Origin of the sequence: Micromonospora sp. NPDC049836 (genome assembly GCF_044465125.1) — a bacterium.
Lineage (GTDB): Bacteria > Actinomycetota > Actinomycetes > Mycobacteriales > Micromonosporaceae > Micromonospora.
The window spans coordinates 430,145-450,723 of the sequence record NZ_JBITLH010000003.1; the positions used below are offsets into that span (position 1 = coordinate 430,145).

Genomic DNA, 20,579 nt, shown 5'->3' on the forward strand with positions numbered 1-20,579 from the left:
CCTCAGTCGGCTGCCGCCTCGGCGGGGACCGCCTTCCGGGCCGCCCGAGCCGACCGTACCAACCGGACGGTGACCACGATCACCAACAGCGTCATCAGGGGCGCGCCGGGCATCTTGGTCCACCGGGGCAGGCCGAGCCCGTCCGGCAGGATCAGGAAGCAGCCGACGAGCGCGACCACCAGGTACCACTTCTCCCGCACCGCGGCGGTCGCGGCGAGCACGGCCAGCGGCCAGGTCCAGTACCAGGGGTGCACCACCGGGGAGAGCGCCACGGTCAGCGCCAGCGCCAGCCCTGCGTGGTAGAACGGGTCCCGGTGTCGGGCCCGCCACCAGAGCCAGACCAGCAGCACGGCCAGCAGCACCACGGCGATCCCCCGGGTCACCGGGAGCGCGTCGATGTGCGCGCCGAACGGCACCGCGAGGTAGCCGATGGTCTGGCCGACGGCGGTGGGCGGGGAGGTCCAGGCCACCGCCACGCCGCCCTGGGACAGCCCGCCGACCCAGCCGAAGTCCAGGCCGCCGCCGAAGGTGACCGCGACCACGACCGCCACGGCGCCGCCGACCACCCACCCGCCGTCGCGCACCAGCGTCCGGATCCGGTACGGCCCGACCATCGCGGCCAGCGCGGCGAACGGCACCACGACCAGCGCGGTCACCTTGATCGCCACGGCCACGCCGAGCAGCGCCCCGGCGGCCAGCAGCGGGCCGGGGCGGCCCGGTCGGGACGCCACCAGGGCCAGCCCGGCGACCAGCGCCCCGACCATCAGGGCGTCGTTGTGCGGGCCGCCGATCAGGTGCATGGCGACCAGCGGGCAGGCCAGCGCCAGCCAGACCGCCCGCGCGGCGGGCACCCCGCGGCGCCGGGCGAGCACCGGCACGGCGTACCCGATGAGCGCCACGCCGGCCAGGCTGAGCAGGCGGAACAGCACGATGCTCGCGGTCAGCGAGCCGGTCGCCTTGACCACCGCCCCGGCGATCACCACGAACAGCGGCCCGTACGGTGCCGGGGTGTCCCGCCAGATGAACGAGACGGTGTCCAGCCACGGGCAGGGCAGCGCGGAGACCCCCTGCTCGTACGGGCTGATCCCGCCGGCGTAGCTGGCGCCCTGGCAGGCGTACGCGTAGACGTCCCGGCTGCCGAACGGCGGCGCGACCAGCATCGGCAGCAGCCAGAGCCCGGCGGTGACCAGCGCCCAGCGCACCGACGGCACCCGGTCCCGCAGCGACCACCAGGCCCAGGCCAGCAGCGCGGTGCCGACCAGCCAGGCCGCGATGATCAGCGGTCCGTTCCGGCCCTGCCAGGTGCCGACCGGGGTGGGGCGCAGGTTCGCGTGCGGGAACGCGCCGCCGAGGTAGGCGGACAGGGCGAGCAGCGCCGAGCCGGCCAGGCCGGTCCAGCGCGAGAGGTGGTGAGGCACCCCGCCATGCTGCCAGCCCGGCCGGGCGGGACCGACGCTGGGCACCGGGCCGGGGCGCGGGTTCAGCAGTGCCCCCCGGGCGTCAGGCTGCTGGAGACGGTGAATTCGCCCGGGGCAAACGCCCGCACCTCGGTCCAGCCGTCCGGCCCCGGACGCAGGCATCCGTCGCCGCCGGCGAGGGTGAGCCAGCGGGACCAGCGGACCCGGACCGGCAGGTCACCGGCCTGTTCCGCAGTGAGGCGCAGCCGGGCCTGGTCGGCGGCGACCAGCCGACCCGGCGCGCCGACCAGCGGCGTCGGGTCGACCACGGCGTACAGCCGCCAGTGCGCGTCGCGCCACACCTCGCGCAGGTACGGCTGGCCCGCCTCGATCAGGTCGGCCTCGGCGCGTCCCCACCGGTCCGGCGGGGCGTCGGGGGCGACCGCCACGTACTGGACGGCCTCCCGGCGCAGCCAGTCCGCGTATCCGTCGGCGGTCAGCGGATCGGCGTAGAAGAGGCCGTTGCGGTCGGTGTCCGCCTGCCGTTCCCAGCCCCGGGCCAGCGGCACGGTCGGCGGCAGGTACGCCGACTCCCAGTGGTCGCGCAGCGGCACCACCTCGACCCGGCCGACCGGCTGCCGCCGGGCCAGCTCGTCGGCGAGCGGGCGGTGGAACGCGGGGTCGCTTTCCGCCGCGCCGGCCCGGGTCACGTCGCTGACCATCACCGGGTTCTGCCACCAGACGGTCGCGGCGAGCAGCGCGGCCAGCCACGGCCCGGGCAGTGGGGCGTAGCCGGCGAGGACGGGCAGCGCGAAGAGCATCGGCAGCCGCAGCGCGTTGGAGCCGACCGGGCTGGGCAGGTAGAAGGCGGCGACCAGCAGCAGCACGGTGAGCGCGGCGCCGATCCGCAGCGCCCGGCGGCGCCGGGGCAGCACGGCGCAGACCAGCACGGCCAGCGCCACGTTGATCCGCATCGACTCGGCCGAGTACGGCTGGGTGCCGCCGTTGCCGAACAGCACGGCCATCGGGGCGAGCGCGAGCGCCGGCGCGAGGCAGAGCACCAGGCTCTCGGCCAGCGGGCGGTCGGCCCGCCAGCCGCCCGGCAACGGCCGGCCCGGGCCGTCGCCCCGGCGCAGCCCGGCCAGCAGCAGCGCCGCGCCGGCCACACCGGTGAACAGCCCGGCCACCGGGCTGGCCCAGGTGGCGGCGGCGGCGAGCGCGGCGGCCAGGACCAGGCGGGCCGGGCGCCCCGGCCGGTCGGCGCTCACCGCGCCGAGCGCGAGCAGCCCGAAGGCCAGGCCGACGGCGAAGGTGATCCGGCCGCTGGCCAGGTTGCCGACCAGCACCACCGCGCCGAGCACCCCGGCCAGCACCGGCCGGCGGGCCCGGTGCCGGGCGAAGAGCCAGCCCAGTGCCGCGGCCCCGGCCACCGCGGCGAGGACGCCCAGCGGCCGTACCCCGAGCCAGGCGCCCAGCCGGGCGGTGAAGAGGCTGTAGCCGTACTGGTTGACCCCGCCGTACCAGCCGAGGTCGATCGGGGCCGCGCCGTGCCGGTCGACGAAGCCGGCCCGGGCGACCTGGGCGGCCAGGTCGGTGCCCATCGGCGGGGCGAGCAGGAACGCCACGCCGAGCAACAGCGCGACGCCGGCCGCCAGCACGCCCGGCCGCCCGATCGACCGGGGACCGCCGCTGGGCGGGCGGCGATCGGATGGGGCCCGGCCGGGCAGCTCAGGCACCGAGGACCCGCTCCATCGCCGCCCGGGAACGGCGGCCGGCCCGCAGGTAGTCGTCCAGGAACTCGCCGGGGTCGTCCCGGCCGAGCAGGCGGACCACGCCGGCCAGCTCCACCCCGTGCCGGGGCAGCTGGTCGCCGGCCCGACCGCGGACCAGCATCAGCGCGTTGCGTACCTGCGCGGCGAGCGTCCAGCCGGCGGCCATCGCGGCGGCGTCGTCCGGGTCGACCAGGCCGGCGTCCCGGGCGGCGGCGAGGGCGTCGAGGGTACGCGTGCCGCGCAGCTCGGGGTGCCGGCCGGCGTGCCGGAGCTGGAGCAGCTGCACCGCCCACTCGACGTCGGCGAGGCCGCCCCGGCCCAGCTTGGTGTGGGTGGCCGGGTCGGCGCCCCGGGGCAGCCGCTCGGTCTCCACCCGGGCCTTGATCCGGCGGATCTCCACCACCTGCTCGCGGGTCAGCCCGTCCGCCGGGTAGCGCACCCGGTCGGCCATCGCCTGGAACTCGGCGCCCAGGTCGGCGTCCCCGCAGACGAACCGGGCCCGCAGCAGCGCCTGCGCCTCCCACACCTTCGACCAGCGGGCGTAGTACTGCGCGTACGCGGCGAGGCTGCGCACCAGCGGGCCCTGCCGGCCCTCCGGGCGCAGGTCGGCGTCGACGCCGAGCGGCGGGTCGGGGGCCGGCGCGGAGAGCAGCCGGCGCAGCTCCTCGGCGACGGCGTGGGCGGCGGCGCTGGCCGCGCTCTCCTCGACGCCCGACGGCGGGTCGTAGACGAAGAGCACGTCGGCGTCGGAGAGGTAGTTCGACTCGTACCCGCCGAGCCGGCCCATGCCGATCACGGCGAAGCGGAGGCCGGGCGGCCCCGGTTGGGCGGCCCGGGCGGTGCGCAGCGCGGCGGCGAGGGTGGCGTCCGCGACGTCGGAGAGGGCGGTGCCGACCGCGCCGATGTCGGCCAGCGTCGGGAGCCGGGGGGCGCCGTCGGCCGAGCGGGGGGTGAGCGGGGCGAGCGCGCCGGCCCGGCTGAGCACGTCGGCGCAGGCCAGCCGGACCAGCTCCCGGCGGCGCAGGGCGCGGACCGCCCGGGTCGCCTCGACCGGGTCGTCGTGCCGGGCCGCCGCCGCGGTGAAGCCCTCGCAGAGCACCTCGCGGGGGCGCGGGGTCAGCTCGCTCTCCTCGGCCAGCAGCCGCAGCGCCTCCGGCTCGCGGGCCAGCAGGTCGGCCGCGTACCGGGAGGAGGAGAGCACCCGGGCCAGCCGACGGGCCACCGGCCCGGAGTCCCGCAGCAGCCGCAGGTACCAGGGGGTGCTGCCGAGCTTGTCGGAGACCTGCCGGTAGTTGAGCAGCCCCCGGTCCGGCTCGGGCGCGTCGGCGAACTCGCTGAGCAGCACCGGCAGCAGGGTGCGCTGGATGGCCGCGGTCCGGCTCACCCCGCCGGTGAGGGCCTGGAGGTGGCGCAGCGCCCCGGCCGGGTCGGCGAAGCCGAGGATCTCCAGCCGGTGCCGGGCCGCCTCCGGGGTGAGCCGCAGCCCTTCGGCCGGCACCCGGGCCACCGACTCCAGCAGCGGGCGGTAGAGCAGCTTGGCGTGCAGGCGGCGTACCTCGGTGGCGTGGGTGACCCACTCGGCGCGGAACTCCTCGACGGCGCTGCGGCCCGGGCTGGCCTGGTAGCCGAGCGCGGCGGCCAGCCAGCGCAGCGCGGCCGGCTCGGTCGGCACGGTGTGGGTGCGGCGCAGGGCCTGGAGCTGGAGGCGGTGCTCGACGCCGCGCAGGAAGCGGTAGCCGCGCAGCAGCGCCTCGCCGTCGGCGCGACCGACGTAGCCGCCGGCGACCAGGGCGCGCAGCGCCGGGATGGTGCCGGGCGCCCGCAGCGACTCGTCGGCCCGGCCGTGCACCAGTTGGAGCAGTTGGACGGCGAACTCGATGTCCCGCAGCCCGCCGGGACCGCGCTTGATCTCGCGTTCCAGCTCCTTGGGCGGGATGTTGTCGATGATCCTGCGGCGCATGGCGCGGACGTCCTCGACCGCCTCCGGGCGTTCGGCGGCGGTCCACACCAGCGGGGCGAGTTGCTCGATCCACTCCCCGGCCAGCGCCAGGTCGCCGGCCGCCGGGCGGGCCTTGAGCAGCGCCTGGAACTCCCAGGTCCGGGCCCAGCGCCGGTAGTAGGCGAGGTGGCTGGCGAGGGTACGCACCAGCGGCCCCCGGCTGCCCTCCGGCCGCAGCGCGGCGTCGACCGGCCAGGCGACCAGCCCGCACACGTGGATCAGCCGGGTGGCCACCTGGGTGGCGGCGGCCAGGTCGTCGTCGGTGGCGGCGACGAAGATGACGTCCACGTCCGAGACGTAGTTGAGCTCGTGGCCGCCGCACTTGCCCATCGCCACCACGCCGAGCCGGGGGCGGGCCGTGCCCTCCGGCAGCTCGGCCACGGCGATGTCGAACGCGGCGGCCAGGGTGGCGTCCGCGAGCCGGGACAGCGCCGCCATGGTCTGCTCCAGGCCACGCCCGCCGGTCAGGTCGGCCGCCGCGATCCGCAGCAGCGCCAGCCGGTACGCCTGCCGCAGCACCGGCACCGGCTGCGACACGGCGCTGAACCGGGCGGCGGCGGCCAGGTCGAGCCGGCCGTCGGCGGCCGGGGCCAGCCCGTCCGGGTCGGTGGCCAGCACCACCCACTGGCCCGGGTTGGCGACCAGGTGGTCGCCGAGCGCCGAGGAGGCGCCCAGCACCGCCACCAGGCGCCGGCACAGCCCCGGGTCGTCGTGCAGGGCGTCGAGCAACGGCGCCGGGCCGGCCGGCGGGCCGGCGCCGCGGCGTTCGGCCTCGACGAGGCGGTGCAGTTGGCGCAGGGCCAGATCGGGGTCGGCGGCGCGGGACAGCGCGGTGAGCAGCCCGGCGGCCCGCTCGTCGGCCGGCTCCTGCGCGTCGACCCGCCACAGCCCGAGCCCGCCCGGGCCGAGCAGGTCGGCGGCCCGCACCCCGGCGTCGCCCTCGGCGAAGCCGTAGCGGGCGAGCCGGCCCCTGGTCGGTCGGGTCATCTCAGTGCCCGAGCAGCGGCAGGCTGCGCCGCGGGCTGTCGTCGGTCAGCTCGCCGGTGGCGAGGGCGGCGAACCGGACCGCGAACGGCTGCCAGACCTCCTCCACGTCGGCCATCACCCGGTCGCAGGCGGCCACCACCAGCTCCGGGTCGTAGCCCAGCTCGGCCAGGAGCGTCGAGTCGCGGGCCCAGTCGGCGATCATCGCGGTGTCGCACTCGATGTGGAACTGCAGCCCCCAGGCCCGGTCGCCGAGGCGGAACGCCTGGTGCGGGTAGCGGGTGGAGGCGGCCAGCAGGGTGGCGCCGTGCGGCAGCTCGGTGATCTCGTCGGAGTGCCACTGGAGCACGTCCGGCATCAGCGGCACGTACCGGAAGAGGGGATCGTGCTCGGCGGCGTCGCGCTTGCCCACCACCGACGGGCCGACCTCGGGCCCGGACGGGCTGCGCTCGACCTGGCCGGCGTGCGCGCTGGCCAGCAGCTGCCCGCCCAGACAGACGCCGAGGGTGGGGACCCGCTGGCGGACCGCCTTGCGCAGCAGGCCCTCCAGGGCGGGGAACCAGGGCGCGCCCGGGCTGCCGTCCGGGCCCGGGTAGGCCTGCTGCTCACCGCCGAGCACCACCAGCGCGGCGTAGCCGTCGAGATCGCCGGGAAGCTCGTCGCCGGCGTGCGGGCGCAGCACCCACAGGTCCAGGCCACCCTCGGTGAGCCAGTCCCCCAGGCGGCGGAGGTCGTCGGTCGGGTCGTTCTCGATCACCAGCGCGGTTGCCACGGCACCGAGGCTATCCGGTACGGCCGACGCGGCCCGGTCCGGCTCGGCGGGGCGGGTGCCCACTAGGCTCCGGCAGGTGCCCACCGACGACTGCCTGCGCCCACCGGTCCTGCATCCCGGTGACCCGGTGATGCTGGTGTCGCCCTCCGGCCCGACCCGGCCGGAGCGGGTGGCCCGCGGCATCGAGCTGCTGACCGGCTGGGGGCTGCGGCCGGTGCTGGCCCCCCACGCGTACGCCCGGCAGGGCTACCTGGCCGGCGGGGACGAGCTGCGCGCCGCCGACCTGAACGCCGCCTTCGCCGACCCCGAGGTGCGCGGGGTGATCTGCACCCGCGGCGGGTACGGCGCGCAGCGGGTGGTCGACCTGATCGACATGGCCGCGGTCCGCCGCGACCCGAAGGTGGTGGCCGGCTTCTCCGACATCACCGCGTTGCAGTTCGCGCTCTGGCGGGGCGCCCGGCTGGCCAGCGTGCACGGCCCGGGGGCGGCCTGGCTGGACGAGCGCACCCCGCTCGCCTCGGCGGAGTCGCTGCACGCCGCGCTGATGACCACCGAGCCGGTGACCGTGCCGGCGGTGCCGGACGAGGAGACGTACGCCGTGCGGGTGCCCGGCCGGGCGACCGGTCCGCTGCTCGGCGGCAACCTCTGCCTGATCACCGCGTCGATCGGCACCCCGGACATGCCGGACCTGACCGGGGCGGTGCTGCTGATCGAGGAGGTGCAGGAGCCGCCGTACAAGATCGACCGGATGCTCACCCACCTGCGCCGCTGCGGCGCCCTGGACGGCCTGGCCGGGGTGGCCGTGGGTCAGTTCACCGAGTGCGCCGACGGCTGGGACACCACGGTCGTCGACGTGCTCACCGACCGCCTCGGCGACCTCGGCGTCCCGGTGCTGGGCGGCCTCCCCATCGGCCACGGCGTGGGCCAGCTCACCGTCCCCGTGGGCACCGAGGCCACCCTCGACGCCGACGCCGGCACCCTCACGGTCAGCCCCGCCGTCGCCTGACCCCGGCCGGGTCAGGGGATGAGGTGGGCGGCGGCGCCGGTTTCCAGGGCGATCCAGACGGTGTGGTCGGCGGCCACGGTGAGGCCGTGCGGCTCCGAGTGGGCGGTGGGCAGGTCGTGGGCGGTGATCCGGCCGGACGGGTCGAGGTGGCCGATCCGGTTCGCGCCCCACTCGGTGAACCAGCAGCCGCCGGCCGGGTCGGCCACGATGGCGTGCGGCCGGGCGGCCCGGTCCGGCAACGGGATCTCGCTGATCGAGCCGTCCGGGGTGATCCGGCCGAGCTGACCGGCGGCGATCTCCACGAACCAGAGCGCCCCGTCCCCGCCGAGGGTGATGCCGACCGGTCCGGCCGCCTCGGTGGGCAGCGGATGCAGGGTCACCTCGCCGTCCAGGGCCACCCGGGCGATCGCGTTCGCCTGGTTGAGGGTGAGCCAGAGCGCCCCGTCCGGGCCGGCGGCCAGCATCGACGGGAAACCCTTGGTGACCGGCAGCGGGAACGTGCTGACCACCCCGTCGACGGTGACCCGGCCGACGGTGTCGTCGCCCATCCCGGCGTACCAGAGGGCGTCGTCCGGGCCGACCGCGAGGCCGCACGGGGCGGTCCCGGTCGGCAGCGCGACGGAGCTGGTCGCGCCGTCGACGGTGATCCGGCCGAGCCGGTGGTCCCCGGAGCGGGTGTACCAGAGCGCGCCGTCCGGACCGGTGGTGATGATCAGCGGCCGGCTCCCCGCCGGGTCGTCCCGGTACGTCCGCACCCCGCCGTCGGCGTCGAGCCGGGCGACACCGCCGGAGCCGGCCAGCGTCAGCCAGCAGGCCCGGTCCGGGCCGATGGTGATCCCGTACGGCCCGGCGCCCGCGCCGGTCAGCGGGATCTCCCGGATGTGGGGAGACGTCATGGTGGGTCGCCTTTCCTCGTCGGACCGCCCACCCTGCCGGCCGCTCACCCACCCTCGCAACTGCTTTGTCCGGGTTTTCGGGGCGGATTTCCAGCGGGTTCATAGGGTCGCGATGGGGTTTCCCCAGGTTCGCCGGTCACTGTCGGTGACGTCATCGCATCACCACCGAACAGGAGAATCGCATGATCCGCAGGATGTCGAAGAAGCATCTGCTGGCCGGCCTGGCCACCGCAGGCGTGCTCGGCGTCGGGATCGCCGCCCCGGCGGTGGCGCTCGCCGACGACAAGAACCCCAGCCCGTCGCCGAGCGCCAGCACGAGCACCGACCAGGGCGGCGACCGTCAGCAGCGGCACGCCGACCGGCAGCAGGAGTTCGCCGAGGCCCTCGCCAAGGAGCTGGGCGTGTCGACCGACAAGGTCACCGCGGCGCTGGAGAAGCTGCGCGAGCAGCGCCAGGCCGACCGGCCGCAGCGGCCGTCCGCCGAGGACCGGCAGGAGCAGCTGAAGGACCGGCAGGAGCGGCTGAAGGATCGGCTGGACCAGGCCGTCAAGGACGGCAAGCTCACCCAGGAGCAGGCCGACGCGGTGCTGAAGGCCGTCGAGGCCGGCGTCTTCCCGGGCCCGGGCGGCGGCCACGGCCCCGGCGACCGTCCCGGCCACGGCCCCCGCGGCTGGTCCGGCACCGGCGACAAGTGACCCGGGTGGCCCCGCCCCCTCCGCACCGGCCGAACCTCCCTCCCGGCCGGCCCCGGCGGGGCCACCCCGACCCACCCCCGGCGCGCGCCTGCCCCGCTGCCGGGGCGGACCAGGTCCGGCCCGTGCCGGGCCCCGGGTGCGGTCGTCGCCCCGGCGGCGACGCCCGCACCCGGAACCGCCCGACCGCTCACCCCGCGGGCGGCGGGGTGAAGAGGCCGATCCGGTTGCCCGACGGGTCGAGCAGGTGGGCGAGGGTGAGCCCGCTCGGCGTGGTCCGCGGCGGCAGCAGCACCTTGCCGCCGGCCGCCTCGGCCCGCCGGCAGCTCTCCGCCACGTCCGGCACCTCGGCGTAGAAGATCGCGTAGTTCGGCTCGGTCCCGTCGATGCCGCGGATCGCCCCGCCGATCCCCCGCTCCCCACCGGCCGTCGTCTGCCGGTACGACCCCTGCGGGCCGCCCTGCTCCTCGAAGGTCCAGTCGAACAGCTCGGCGTAGAAGCGCTGGACCTCGTCGGGACGGTCGGAGCCGATCTCGAACCAGGTCACCGGAATGCTGGACATGCTGCCTCCTCGTGGTCGCGCCGGCCGGTCGGCCGGCGCCGTCAGGAGTCAGCCTCCGGGGCCGCCGCGACAGCGTCCTGTCGGTGTTTCCGGCTCAGTTCGGCCCGCCGCCGGGCAGCAGGAGCCCGGGAGACGAGGACGCGGGCGCAGCGGGGGCCAGCACCAGCGGCCGGATCCGGTGCACCAGGTCCGGGCGGCGTCCGGCCAGCAGCGCCGTCAGCCGATCCGCCTCCCCAGGGTTGAGGTGGTACTGGTCGGCCCCGAGTTCCGAGAGCCGCACCAGGGCCTCCACCGCCAACTCCTCGGTGCGCGACCGCCAGGAAGCCTGATCCGCGTGGAGCGCCTTGCGCACCAGCCAGCCAACCTCACGGGTCGGCGGATCGTTCTCGCCGATCACCGCCAGGCAGCAGCGCAGGTAGGCGAACGCGGGTTCATCGCCACGATGGGCCACGAAGTCGAGCATCCCGAGCAGCTCGACCACGACCGGACGAGGCACAGCGCGATCGGTGGCGAGCCGGTCGAGCAGCAGCACCGCCAGGTTCTCGAGCTGCCCGTCGGCTTGCCAAACGAGTTCGACGAGGAGCGCCGCGACGGCCCGGTAGTGATCGACCCGATCGTCCGGGTCGACCCGGCCCGACCCGAGCGACATCACGATCAGCACCTGCGCGACCGACTGCAACTGCCCGTCGGCGCCGACGACGAGCATGCCGAGCGCCGGCGGAAAGAGACGCAACGCCGGCTCCAGCGCGTGCTGCACCGCGTCACCCGTCACGCCGCACTCGAAGTTCACCATCCGTCGCGTGATCTCGGGCTGCGGCTCGGCTTCCAGCCGCAACCAGTCATGGCCCGGCGACGATCCTGGCCCGTACGTCCAGGCCAGGTCGAGGTTCGCGGGGCGCCAGGACTCGCCGGCCAGCCCCAACCGGATCTCCCGGCGGGCGCTGTTCCCGACCCGCTCCAGGGCGATCGCGTTCACCAGGCTCCGGTACTCCCCTTCGGCCAGCTGCGAGCGCCAGAGCAGGGCCTGCCGGGTCCACTGGCTACGCACATCCTCCGCTTCGGGAAAGAGCTGTCCACCCGACAGCGCCCCGGCCACGCTGAGCCCCAGGACGAGGAGGTTCGCGCTGTAGACGGCGTGCCGTTCCGGAACCGACAGCGCACGCGGCCGGTACGAGGTCGCTTCCGGTCGTGACCGGGCCTGGTGGACGTGCTGGAAGAGACGCAGCACCACGTCCGTGATCTGCTCCCGGTCCTCCTCGGCACAGGACCGCAGGGCCTCGGTCAGGAAGCCGACGATGGGCGCCCGCCCGGTCAGCGTCGCGTACGACAGCAGCGCGTGCAGCTCGTCGTCGATCGGCGCCGTGTGCAGCATGCTCGCCGCCTCCCGCGCCGCCAGGTCACGCAGCACGAGCGTGACCGTCCGCGCGACCAGGTACTCACCGAAGGTGGCGTGCAGGAACTCGTAGGTCTCCGCCCGCCGCTCCCCCCGGACCGCCTGCGCCCGGTGCACGAAGAAGAACCGCCCGAGCACGATCTCGGCGGCCCGTAACGGCTCCCGGAAGCTGCCGTCGGGCCGCCGCCGCGCCGACTCCCCGGCCAGGAAGGGCAGCCCGACCAGATCCGTCTCCAGCTCCTCCTCGGTGACCCACTGGGCACCCCGGTTGAACATCGCGAAAGCCACCACGGCCAGCCGGCGCAGCTCCGCCTCGGTGGCCCGGGCCAGCTCCCGCTGCGACAGTCCCGTGCGGTGCTTCACCACCTCCCGGCGGGCGAAGCTGCGCAGCAGCCGCTCGTACAGCTCACCCCGGCCGAGCGTGCCGGCCGCCGGCAGGTCGTTGCCGTCGGCCGCGTACAGGGCCAGCATCAGCAGCAGCAGCGGCTGCCCGGCCAGCTCGGGGTGGACCAGCACGGCGGCCGGATCCAGCGGCGGCACGTCCAGCGCCGGAAAGCGGTCGGCGTTGGCGGCGTTCCAGGTGGCCACCCACCCGGCCACCCGGGGCGGGTCGAACGGCTCCAGCCGCAGCGCGACCGTACGGGCCGGCGGTTTCGCCCGGTCCGCGACGCTGGTGCGGCTGGTGACCAGCACCGCCACCGGCCGGCCCTGGTCCCGCTCGCGCTGCTGGAACGCGGCCACCTTGAGCAGGTAGTCCGTCTGCGTGACGCCGGTGGCCTGGAGCAGTTCGTCGAAGCCGTCGAGCAGCACCACCGGCAGCGCGTCGCCGGCCGAGCGGGCCAGCGCGGGCCAGCCGAGCGCCTCCCCGGTGGCGTCCCGGACCGCCTGCTCGATCTGGTCCTGCAGGTCCGCCTCGAGCCGCACCTCGCGCAGCACCACCCGGACCAGCAGGAAGTCGGTGGCCGGCAACTGAGCGGCGAGCACCCGGGTCAGCACCGACTTGCCGGAGCCGGGCTGCCCCAGCACCAGCAGCGGCACCCGCACCGCCCAGGGCGAGGTGAGGTGCCCGGTCAGGAACTCGGCGAGGTCCTCCCGGACCGGACACTGCGCCCACCACGTCTCGTCGCTGGGCCGCGACTGCTCGCTCAGCGTGACCACCCGGTACGCCGGCGGCACGTACGCCCCGCCGAGCGTGGGCACCCGCAGCCCGTCCGGCACCTCGCCCGAGGTGACGATCGGTCGGTCGAGCTCCGCCCGGTAGGCGCGGGCCAGCGCCTGCCGGGCCTCGGTGGGCGTGCCGCCGGTGCCCGTGGCCGCCACCAGCTCCCGCAACTCCGCCAGCCCGACCGCGAGGTGCCGCACCTGCGCCCGGGTCGCCGCGTGCTCGTGCAGTCCCGACCAGTAGCGGACCTCGGCGAAATCCGCCGCCAGGGCGGTGAGCAGATCCCGATGACGATCGACCGCGGATGCCGGCACCCGGGTCAGCGCCTCCTGGAACACGCGCTGCTGATGCGCGATCAGCCGGTCGCCCAGGGCCAGGCCGGCGACGAATGACAACACGCCGCCGGCCATGACCTCGTAGTACCGGAGCAGGGCCTCCCGCAGTTCCGGGTACGACATCTCGGGCGCGGGTAGCGGCGTGGGCATCTCGAACAGGGTGCGGACGACGCTTCGCCCGTCGACCGGGCCCGCCCCCGCGAGGGTCAGCTGCTCGGCCCTGCTCAGCTCCAGTTCGGCGAAGTCGAACGGCAGGTCGGCGTCGGCCAACGCCTCGAAGAAGGCGGTCACCGCGATCACCGCGTGCGCGGCCTCCAGCCGCTGGGTCCGCCCGTACCGGGACAGGCCGGAGCGCTGCTCCGACACGCCGCGCACCAACTCGTGCCCGAGCCGGACGAACTCGGCCTTGGCGTCGAAGATGCCGAGCAGCGCCGGCACCGGCACCGCCGCGGCCAGCAGAACACCCCCGGTCAACCGGTCGAACCAGTCGAGGGCCGCGCTCTTCTCGCCACCCAAGAGGCGTACGGCGTCGGCGTAGCTGAGGTTGTCGGGCACCCGCGTTCCTCCCCCGGGGACGGCAGACCCGCCAGGATCCCGCATCGGAAGCGAAAACGCTGTCGGGTTTCAGACCAGGCTGAGCGGACGCACCCGGTCCCGCGGGATGTCGATGTCCTCGGGGCGCAGCTCCCGGGTGACCGGCTCGGCCAGCGGGCGCACCGAGACGATCCGGTCGGTGCGGAAGCAGCGCACCCCGTCGCGCAGCCGGCACCAGGCCACCAGGTACCAGTGGGTCGGATTGCCCAGGTAGGCCAGCGGCTCCACGTCGCGCAGCGAATCCGAGCCGCCCCGGTCCGCGTACCGCAGCCGCAGCACGCGCCCGGCGGCGACCGCGTCGGCGACGGCGGCCGGGACGGGACCGGCCGGCCCGCGGTCGATCAGGTGCACCCGGCCGGCGAGCCGATGTGCCTCGGCCACGTCGGCCGGCGGCATCACCGCGACCAGCTTGCGCAGCGCCGCGCCGGCGGCCAGGGCGAACGGGGTGCCGGCGAGGCGGTGCAGCGCCACGGCCATCGCTACCGCCTCGCCCGGGCTCAGGTTGACCGGCGGCAGGGTGCGCGCCCGGTCGACCACGTAACCGCCGGTGCGGCCCGGCTCGGCCCAGATCGGCACCCCGGCCTGCTGGAGCGCGGTGATGTCCCGCTCGACGGTGCGGCTGCTGACCTCGAAGCGCTGCGCCAGCCAGCGGGCGCTGCGCGGCCGCGGCGACACCGCGCGCAGCTCCTCCACCAGGGCGTAGAGACGGTCCGTCCGGTTCACGTCACGGACGCTATGCCCCGGGTACGACAGCCGTCAGGCGATGCAGGCGCAGACGATCAGCGCGGCGCCCAGGTGGGTGGCGGCGCTGACCCGGGCCGCCGGGTGCGGCTCCGCGGAGCAGATGACCTCGCCGAGCCGACCCGGGGTGAGCAGGTCGAGCACGAAGAAGGCCAGCGCCATCACCAGCAGGCCGATGATCCCGAAGACGACGGTGGAGGCGAGCCCCTTGGTGAAGTCGCTGTAGCTGGTCAGGATCGCGGTGAAGACGATCCCGGCGATGCCGAGCTGGTTGGCGGCGAGCAGCAGCGCGGCGTTGCCGTTGCGCCGTACCCAGATCAGTTCCCGCAGCCGGCCGGGGGTGAGCAGATCGACCAGCAGGAAGCCGGCGGCCATCAGCGCCACCCCGACGATCCCGAACACGATGCTCTGCCACGCCCCGCTCAGCAGATCCTCCAGCACCCACGCCTCCCCGGCTCCGCGCCGGGCGAGGGTGCCGCGGCGGTGCCGCAGACGTTAGCGGCACCGCGCCACCATGATCTAGAGCGAGAGGTAGCGCTGCCGCTCGTACGGGGTGACCTCGCGGCGGTACTGCTCCCACTCGGCCCGCTTGTTGCGCAGGAAGAAGTCGAAGACGTGCTCGCCGAGCACCTCGGCGACCAGCTCCGAACCGGCCATCACGTCGATCGCCTCGGACAGGTTCTCCGGCAGCGCCTCGTACCCCATGGCGCGGCGCTCGGCGCTGCTCAGCGACCAGACGTCGTCCTCGGCGCCCGGGGGCAGCTCGTACCCCTCCTCGATGCCCTTGAGGCCGGCGCCGAGCAGGACCGCGAAGGCCAGGTACGGGTTGGTCGCCGAGTCCAGCGAGCGGACCTCCACCCGGGCCGAGTTCGGCTTGCCGTACGCCGGCACCCGGACCAGCGCGGACCGGTTCAGGTGACCCCAGCAGACGTACGCCGGGCTTTCGGTGATCCGGTCCGGCAGCGCCTGCGGGAAGAGCCGCTTGTACGAGTTGACCCACTGGTTGGTGACGGCGGTGTACTCGCGGGCGTGGGTGAGCAGCCCGGCGATGAACGACTTGGCCACCTTGGAGAGCTTCATCGGGTCGCCGGCGTCGTGGAACGCGTTGCGCTCCCCCTCGAACAGCGACAGGTGGGTGTGCATGCCGCTGCCCGGCTGGTCGGTGAAGGGCTTCGGCATGAAGCTGGCCTGCACCCCGGTGGAGAGCGCCACCTCCTTCACCACGTGCCGGAAGGTCATGATGTTGTCGGCGGTGGTCAGCGCGTCGGCGTAGCGCAGGTCGATCTCCTGCTGGCCGGGGGCCACCTCGTGGTGGCTGAACTCCACCGAGATGCCGATCCGCTCCAGCGCCAGCACCGCCTGGCGGCGGAAGTCCCGGGCCACCGCGTGGGTGGTGTGCTCGAAGTAGCCGCCGGTGTCCACCGGGGTCGGCAGCGAGCCGTCCTGCGGGCCGTTCTCCAGCAGGAAGAACTCGATCTCCGGGTGGGTGTAGAAGGTGAAGCCCTTCTCGGCCGCCTTGGACAGCGCCCGGCGCAGCACGTGCCGCGGGTCGGCCCAGGACGGGCTGCCGTCGGGGAGCAGGATGTCGCAGAACATCCGGGCGCTCTCGCCGCTCACCCCGCCCTCGAACGGGAAGACCTGGAAGGTGGTCGGGTCCGGCATGGCGACCATGTCCGACTCGAAGACCCGGGCGAAGCCCTCGATCGCCGAGCCGTCGAAGCCGATGCCCTCCTCGAAGGCCGCCTCCAGCTCCGCGGGGGCCACTGACACGCTCTTGAGGGTGCCGAGCACGTCGGTGAACCACAGCCGGACGAACCGGATGTCCCGCTCTTCCAGCGTACGGAGGACGAACTCCTGCTGACGGTCCACTTCCACCCCTCGTGACACGTACGTCCGCACCGGTCGGGCCGGTCCGGCCTGACCGCCCAGTCTCCACCGGCCTCGTTACGCCGACGTTACGCCCCCACCCCGCGTACCGTCCTGTCGTGTCCCGCCCCCAGGGACGGCGCCCCGGGCGGCCGGTCCGGGCCGTGCCACCGTGGCCGGCGTCTCCCGCGTCCGGCCCGATTCGACCCGTCCCGCTGGGGCAAGATGAGGGCATGCCCACCCTGCGTCTCGCCCTGTGCCAGGTCAATCCCACCGTCGGCGACATCGCCGGCAACGCCGACCTGGTCCGTGCCTGGGCGCGCAAGGCCGCCGACGCCGGCGCCCAGCTCGCCCTCTTCCCGGAGCTGATGCTGACCGGGTACCCGGTCGAGGACCTGGTCTTCCGCCGTTCCTTCGTCGCCGCGTCCCGGGCCGCGCTGGAGCGGCTCGCCGCCGACCTGGCCGCCGACGGGGTCGGTGACCTGCCGGTGCTGGTGGGCTACCTCGACGCGGACGGGCCGCCGCAGGTCAGCTCGGACGCGCAGCCGGGCCACGGGGCGCGCAACGCGGCGGCGGTGCTGCACCGCGGCCGGATCGCCGCCACCTACTTCAAGCACCACCTGCCCAACTACGGCGTCTTCGACGAGGACCGCTACTTCGTCCCCGGGGACACCTTCACGGTGGTGCGCGTCGGCGGGGTGGACGCGGCGCTGACCATCTGCGAGGACCTGTGGCAGGCCGGTGGCCCGTTCGCGGTCGCCCGGCAGGCCGGCGTGGGGCTGGTGCTCAGCATCAACGGCTCGCCGTACGAGCTGAACAAGGACGACATCCGGCTGCCGCTGGTCCGCCGCCGGGCCGGCGAGGCCGGCGCCGCCATCGCGTACGTGAACATGGTCGGCGGTCAGGACGAGCTGGTCTTCGACGGCGACTCGATGATCGTCGACGCGGACGGCACGCTGCTCGCCCGGGCGCCGCAGTTCGTCGAGCACCTGCTGCTGCACGACCTCGAGCTGCCGCCGGCGAAGGAGCCGGTCGACGGTGGCCGGGAACTGGCGGACGGGATGCGGGTGGTCCGGGCCAAGGTCAGCGACATCCTGCCGCCGGCGTCCACCGACCGGGTCGCCGTGGGCGGCATCATCGAGCCCGTCGCCGACGAGGCCGAGGTCTGGCACGCGCTCGTGCTGGGCCTGCGCGACTACGTCAACAAGAACCGCTTCCCGTCGGTGGTGCTCGGCCTCTCCGGCGGCATCGACTCGGCGGTGTGCGCGGCCCTCGCGGTCGACGCGCTCGGCGCGGACCGGGTGGTCGGCGTCTCGCTGCCCAGCCAGCACTCCTCGGAGCACTCCCGGGCGGACGCCGAGGAGCTGGCCAAGCGGACCGGCCTGGACTACCGGATCGAACCGATCCAGCCGATGGTGGACGCCTTCCTGGCCAACCTGTCGCTGTCCGGGGTGACCGTGGAGAACCTCCAGGCCCGGGTGCGCGGGGTGATCCTCATGGCGCTGTCGAACCAGGAGGGCCACCTGGTCCTCACCACCGGCAACAAGAGCGAGCTGGCGGTGGGCTACTCCACCCTCTACGGCGACTCGGTGGGCGGCTACAACCCGGTCAAGGACGTCTGGAAGACGCTGATCTGGCGGCTGGCCAAGTGGCGCAACGCCGACGCGGAGCGGCGCGGCGAGACCCCGCCGATCCCGGAGAACTCGATCGGCAAGCCCCCGTCGGCCGAGCTGAGCCCCGGCCAGCTCGACAGCGACAGCCTGCCCGAGTACGACGTGCTCGACCCGATCCTGATCGGCTATGTGGACGGCGACCTGGGCCGGGACGGCCTGGTCGAGTCCGGTCACGACCCGGCGATCGTGGACCGGGTGCTGCGGATGGTGGATACCGCCGAGTACAAGCGGCGGCAGTCCGCGCCGGGCACGAAGATCTCCATCAAGGCGTTCGGCCGGGACCGCCGGCTGCCGATCACCAACCGCTGGCGCGAGGACGGCTGACCACGCCGCGCCGGCAGCCGGCCGGCCGCGAGTGAAATCCTCCACTCCGCCCTGCCGCCGCCCGCTCGTCCGGTGCGACGATCGCGGCGGAACCCGGGGACCGCGAAGGCGGCCTCGAGGAAGGAGAGAGTCATGGTGGAGTCCACCCCGGCCGAGGTGACCGCCCTCTACGGCGGGCCGGCCACCCGGCGGGTCCGTACCCGCGACCTGATCGCCGCCAAGGAGCGCGGCGAGCGGTGGCCGATGCTGACCTCGTACGACCAGTACACCGCCGCGGTCTTTGACCAGGCGGGGATCCCGGTGCTGCTGGTCGGCGACTCGGCGGCGAACAACGTGTTCGGCTACGAGACCACCCTGCCGGTGACCGCCGAGGAGCTGCTGCCGCTGGTGCGCGCCGTGGTGCGCGCGACGAAGCACTCGCTCGTCGTCGGCGACCTGCCCTTCGGCTCCTACGAGGAGGGGCCCGCGCAGGCGCTGCGCACCGCGGTCCGGTTCATGAAGGAGGGCGGCTGCCACGCGGTGAAGCTGGAGGGCGGCCGGCGCTGCGCCGCCCAGATCGAGGCGATCGTCGGGGCGGGCATCCCGGTGATGGCCCACATCGGCTTCACCCCGCAGAGCGAGCACACCCTGGGCGGCTACCGGGTGCAGGGCCGCGGCGACACCGCCGAGGAGGTGATCGCCGACGCCCGGGCCGTGGCCGAGGCGGGCGCGTTCGCGGTGGTGCTGGAGATGGTGCCCGGTGAGGTGGCCAAGCGGATCACCGCCGAGTTGGCCATCCCCACCGTCGGCATCGGCGCCGGCCCGGACACCGACGCCCAGGTGCTGGTCTGGCAGGACATGGCCGGCCTGCGCACCGGGAAGGCGCCGCGCTTCGTCAAGCGCTACGCGGACCTGGCCGGGGCGCTGACCGACGCCACCCGCCGCTTCGCCGACGAGGTGCGCGGCGGCGAGTTCCCCGCCGCCGAGCACACCTTCTGAGGTACGCCGGGCGGCGCGGCCGTGCCCCGCGCCGCCCGGCTGCTTCCGGTACGGTGCGTTGATGATCTTCAAACCGGGGCAGGTCATCACCCGCCGCTACCTGCGCGGCGACCGGTGCTCCTGGCTGCAACCCATGCTGGTGGTCGCCGACGACCCGGACGGCCTGCTGCTCTGGCACCCGGTCGGCAGCGACTGCGCCCGGCTGGTCGACGCCGACGGCAACACCCTGCACGAGCTTCCCGTCGACCAGATGCGCGACGCGAAGCTGGCCGTCCAGGCCTGGACGGGCTACGACATCCTCGTGCTCATGCCGCCCGCCGCGGCGTACTCGGTGTGGTGGTTCTTCCGGGACGGCGTCTTCGCCGGCTGGTACGTCAACCTCGAGGACCCGTACGCCCGGCGACCCGACGGCGTCGACACCGTCGACCACGTCCTCGACCTCGTCGTGTCGCCGCAGCGGCGGTGGGAGTGGAAGGACACCGGCGAGTTCGCCGAGCGGATCGGGCACCCGGCCTACTTCGACCGGGCGGCGGCCGACGCCATCCGCGCGCAGGGCGAACGGCTGGTCGCGCTCGTCGAGGCCGGCGAGTTCCCGTTCGACGGCACGCGTACCGGCTTCCGGCCGGACCCGGGCTGGCCGCCGACGCTGCGCCTCACCCCGGACCTGCTCCAGGCCGCCCAGGCCCCGCGCGCGGGCGGCTGACCGTCAGAGGTCGGTGACCCGGATCCCGGCGTGCGCCTTGTACCGCTTGTTGATCGCGATCAGGTTGGCGGTGAACGCCTCGATCTGGTGCGCGTTGCGCAGCCGGCCGGCGTAGATGCCCCGCATGCCGGGAATCCGGGCGGCCAGCGCGGCGACCACGCCGACCAGTTCCCGGTCCTCGGTGCAGATCAGCACGTCCAGGTCGATGCGGTCGACCTCCGGGTCGGCCAGCAGCGGGGCGGAGACGTGGTTGAACGCGGCGCAGACCCGGGAGTCGGGCAGCAGCGCGGCGGCCTGCTGGACGGCGCTGCCCTCCGCCACGGCCAGCGCGTAGGGGCCCTGCTTGTCGAAGCCGAGCGGGTTGACGCAGTCGATGACGATCTTGCCGGCGAGCGGGCCGGCCAGGGCGGCGACGGTGGCGGCGTGCCCGTCCCACGGCACCGCGACGATCACCACGTCGCTGCGGCGCGCGACCTCGTCGTTGTCCGCACCGGCCACCTGGGCGCCGGCCGGCACGCCCGGCAGTGCGGCGATCTCCGCGGCGGCCTGGGCCGCCCGGTCGGCGGCGCGGGAACCGATCAGCACGGTCTGCCCGGCCCGGGCGAACCGGTAGGCGAGCCCCCGCCCCTGGTCCCCGGTGCCACCGATGATGCCGACGGTGAGCCCGGAGACGTCGGGCAGGGTGGTCGCGTCGTAAGCCATGCGGCCATCCTCGCAAAGGTCATCGTTC

General features: G+C 75.0%; 16 protein-coding genes. 5 read left to right on the forward strand and 11 right to left on the reverse strand.

From position 1 onward, the window contains the following. Positions 1-2: 2 nt before the first annotated feature. The 4 genes from mptB to ACIBPB_RS09860 all read right to left on the reverse strand — a co-directional run bounded on the left by mptB (position 3) and on the right by ACIBPB_RS09860 (position 6,924). Positions 3-1,418, reverse strand: coding sequence for a polyprenol phosphomannose-dependent alpha 1,6 mannosyltransferase MptB (gene mptB / locus ACIBPB_RS09845; RefSeq protein WP_396839158.1), 1,416 nt, complete (start codon positions 1,416-1,418; stop codon positions 3-5). A 62-nt stretch (positions 1,419-1,480) separates the two neighbouring features. Beyond that, positions 1,481-3,133, reverse strand: a complete 1,653-nt coding sequence (locus ACIBPB_RS09850) for a hypothetical protein (protein WP_396839159.1) — start codon at positions 3,131-3,133, stop codon at positions 1,481-1,483. Next, complete coding sequence (locus tag ACIBPB_RS09855) at positions 3,126-6,155, reverse strand: bifunctional [glutamine synthetase] adenylyltransferase/[glutamine synthetase]-adenylyl-L-tyrosine phosphorylase (protein ID WP_396839161.1); 3,030 nt, start codon at positions 6,153-6,155, stop codon at positions 3,126-3,128. The genes ACIBPB_RS09850 and ACIBPB_RS09855 overlap by 8 nt, the downstream gene beginning before the upstream one ends. A gap of 1 nt (position 6,156) precedes the next feature. Next, on the reverse strand, positions 6,157-6,924 hold the full coding sequence (locus ACIBPB_RS09860) for a type 1 glutamine amidotransferase (protein WP_396839162.1): 768 nt from the start codon (positions 6,922-6,924) through the stop codon (positions 6,157-6,159). A gap of 76 nt (positions 6,925-7,000) precedes the next feature. Between ACIBPB_RS09860 and ACIBPB_RS09865 the strand changes: the two genes are divergently transcribed. Continuing rightward, positions 7,001-7,930, forward strand: coding sequence for an LD-carboxypeptidase (locus ACIBPB_RS09865; protein WP_396839163.1), 930 nt, complete (start codon positions 7,001-7,003; stop codon positions 7,928-7,930). 11 nt (positions 7,931-7,941) lie between these two features. On the opposite strand, the gene ACIBPB_RS09870 is transcribed toward ACIBPB_RS09865, so the two are convergent. Beyond that, entirely contained in the window at positions 7,942-8,826 is an 885-nt protein-coding gene (locus ACIBPB_RS09870) for a virginiamycin B lyase (protein WP_396839164.1), read from the reverse strand. Positions 8,827-9,008: 182 nt separating this feature from the next. Here ACIBPB_RS09870 and ACIBPB_RS09875 point away from each other — a divergent pair, with 182 nt between their 5' ends. Continuing rightward, positions 9,009-9,521 carry a hypothetical protein gene (locus ACIBPB_RS09875; protein ID WP_396839165.1) on the forward strand — a complete coding sequence of 171 codons (513 nt, stop codon included), beginning with the start codon at positions 9,009-9,011 and terminating at the stop codon, positions 9,519-9,521. Between the two features lie 187 nt (positions 9,522-9,708). Here ACIBPB_RS09875 and ACIBPB_RS09880 read toward each other — a convergent pair whose 3' ends face one another. The 5 genes from ACIBPB_RS09880 to glnA all read right to left on the reverse strand — a co-directional run bounded on the left by ACIBPB_RS09880 (position 9,709) and on the right by glnA (position 16,174). Beyond that, positions 9,709-10,080, reverse strand: coding sequence for a VOC family protein (locus ACIBPB_RS09880; RefSeq protein ID WP_396839166.1), 372 nt, complete (start codon positions 10,078-10,080; stop codon positions 9,709-9,711). Between the two features lie 94 nt (positions 10,081-10,174). Next, positions 10,175-13,525: an NACHT domain-containing protein gene (locus tag ACIBPB_RS09885; protein WP_396839167.1), complete on the reverse strand. Its 3,351-nt coding sequence runs from the start codon at positions 13,523-13,525 to the stop codon at positions 10,175-10,177. Positions 13,526-13,594: 69 nt separating this feature from the next. Next, positions 13,595-14,287: a helix-turn-helix transcriptional regulator gene (locus ACIBPB_RS09890; RefSeq protein WP_396839168.1), complete on the reverse strand. Its 693-nt coding sequence runs from the start codon at positions 14,285-14,287 to the stop codon at positions 13,595-13,597. Positions 14,288-14,320: 33 nt separating this feature from the next. Then, on the reverse strand, positions 14,321-14,746 hold the full coding sequence (locus tag ACIBPB_RS09895) for a DUF350 domain-containing protein (protein ID WP_396839170.1): 426 nt from the start codon (positions 14,744-14,746) through the stop codon (positions 14,321-14,323). Between the two features lie 78 nt (positions 14,747-14,824). Beyond that, complete coding sequence (glnA, locus tag ACIBPB_RS09900) at positions 14,825-16,174, reverse strand: type I glutamate--ammonia ligase (RefSeq protein ID WP_396839171.1); 1,350 nt, start codon at positions 16,172-16,174, stop codon at positions 14,825-14,827. A 230-nt stretch (positions 16,175-16,404) separates the two neighbouring features. Between glnA and ACIBPB_RS09905 the strand changes: the two genes are divergently transcribed. From ACIBPB_RS09905 to ACIBPB_RS09915, 3 genes are all read left to right on the forward strand, one after another. Continuing rightward, a complete protein-coding gene (locus tag ACIBPB_RS09905; protein WP_396839172.1) occupies positions 16,405-18,168 on the forward strand; it encodes an NAD+ synthase in 1,764 nt (587 codons plus the stop codon). Between the two features lie 132 nt (positions 18,169-18,300). Further along, positions 18,301-19,146 carry a 3-methyl-2-oxobutanoate hydroxymethyltransferase gene (gene panB / locus ACIBPB_RS09910; RefSeq protein WP_357316546.1) on the forward strand — a complete coding sequence of 282 codons (846 nt, stop codon included), beginning with the start codon at positions 18,301-18,303 and terminating at the stop codon, positions 19,144-19,146. A 61-nt stretch (positions 19,147-19,207) separates the two neighbouring features. Next, entirely contained in the window at positions 19,208-19,849 is a 642-nt protein-coding gene (locus ACIBPB_RS09915; protein ID WP_396839173.1) for a DUF402 domain-containing protein, read from the forward strand. A gap of 3 nt (positions 19,850-19,852) precedes the next feature. On the opposite strand, the gene npdG is transcribed toward ACIBPB_RS09915, so the two are convergent. Continuing rightward, positions 19,853-20,551, reverse strand: a complete 699-nt coding sequence (gene npdG / locus ACIBPB_RS09920) for an NADPH-dependent F420 reductase (protein WP_396839174.1) — start codon at positions 20,549-20,551, stop codon at positions 19,853-19,855. Between the last annotated feature and the right edge of the window lie 28 nt (positions 20,552-20,579).